This window comes from Streptomyces sp. NPDC054840 (genome assembly GCF_053611065.1).
Genome location: NZ_JBSGZP010001006.1, coordinates 1 through 1,582, shown reverse-complemented (window position 1 = coordinate 1,582; position 1,582 = coordinate 1). Strand labels below are relative to the sequence as shown.

The following is a 1,582-nucleotide window of genomic DNA, read 5'->3' as shown; positions in this document are numbered from 1 at the left end:
ATCCGGGCCTGCGGGGCGATACCGAGAACACCCTGGCCGCGGCTGGGTCCGTGGCCGTGCCCGGCGATGATGCCGGCCATGGCGGTTCCGTGGCGGGCCCAGGCGCGGTCGCCGGGGCCGGCGCCCGTGCCGATGAGGTCGGTGCCGGCGAGGACCTGACCCGAGAGGTCGGGATGGGATTCGTCGACGCCGGTGTCGAGCACGGCGACGGTCACTCCTGCACCCCGGGTGGTGCCCCAGGCCTCCTCGGCGCGCAGGGCCAGCAGGCCCCACTGGCGGTCGCGGATGGTGTCGGCGGCGGCGGGGGTCGCCGTGGCGGACACGAGGAGGGTCGCGGCGAGCAGCGCGGCGGCCGCCTGCCCGGAGGCCCGGGGAATCATCGGATGGGCTCCGGTGTGGGTGGGGCGGCGGTCGGTGCGGGCGGCGCGGCGAGGAGGGCGAGGCCGTGGCCGACGCGGTCCGCGAGCGCCCGGGCCTCGTGGCCGAGGCCTGCCTGGGCGGCGGCTCCGGTGGCGTCCTTCTGCATCAGGTCGTCGGCGGGGCGGGGCGCGTCCAGGGGGCGTCCGTCGGCGAAGGCGGAAACGGTGTAGACGACGACGGGCGCCTCGGCCGGTATGAAGGCGGCCCAGGCGGCACGCTGCGCGTCGGTGAACCCGTACGCGGGCGGCGCCGGGATCCGGCCCTTGAGGGCGGTCATCGTGGGGGCGTCGGCGGGGGTGAAGACCATGCCGACGGAGATCAGGGAGCTACGGGTGGCGTCGGTGTAGGTGGCGCGCAGCACGCGGGTGCAGCCGGCGGCGGCCAGCAGGGCCTGCCAGTCGGCGGCGAGGGCGGCCGGGCAGTCGGCGTCGGGGGCGAGCGCGATCCGGGTCCAGGTGCGGTCGGAGCCGCCGGGGCCGGCGGAGGGGCCGGTCAGGACGGGCGGGAACAGGCTGTCGACGGGGGCGGCGCGCCACAGCGACCCGGCCTTGCGGTAGGCGGCGTCGGCGGGGAGGGGGCGGGCGGCGGCGCGGTGGTCGGCCCAGGTGGTGAGGGCGGCTCCGCCGACGAGGCCGCTGCCGAGCAGGACGCAGAGCGCGGCGGCGACGACCCGTACGGGGTGGCGGCGCGTGTTCGCGTGCGGGGGCTGTGGCTGGGGCGGCGGAGTCGGTTCGGGCTCGCCCAGGATCGCGGTCCGCGGTGTCGTCGTGGTCATCCGGCGGCTCCGCCCCCCGTTCCGTACGGCTGCCTGCCCGTACTCTACGGCGTCCCGCCGACAACCCCCTATACCCGCCGACGTCATCCCAGGACGGCGGCCATCCATCCAGCCGGCGATCGCGGCGCGTCCTCCCGGCCCGCCGGTGTGTGAGGCGCATCACCCGGCCCCGCCGACGTTCGAGGCCCACCACCCCAGGCCCGCCCACGTTCGAAGCCCACCACCCCGGCCCCCCGCCGACGTTCGAGGCGCACCACCCAGCCCCACCGACGTTCGAAGCCCACCACCCCAGGCCCGCCGACGTTCGAAGCCCACCACCCCGGCCCCGCCGGCGATTGAGGCGCACCACCCGGCCCCGCCGACGTTCGAGGCGCGCCACCCCAGCCC

General features: G+C 77.7%; 2 protein-coding genes. Both read right to left on the bottom strand.

Translation table 11 applies throughout. The features are described from left to right. Positions 1-380 (bottom strand): S8 family serine peptidase (locus ACWGIU_RS36905; protein ID WP_453712439.1); only part of this gene is annotated, 380 nt, incomplete at its 3' end. Further along, positions 377-1,195 carry a hypothetical protein gene (locus ACWGIU_RS36900; RefSeq protein ID WP_453712438.1) on the bottom strand — a complete coding sequence of 273 codons (819 nt, stop codon included), beginning with the start codon at positions 1,193-1,195 and terminating at the stop codon, positions 377-379. The genes ACWGIU_RS36905 and ACWGIU_RS36900, both read right to left, overlap by 4 nt. Positions 1,196-1,582: the final 387 nt, after the last annotated feature.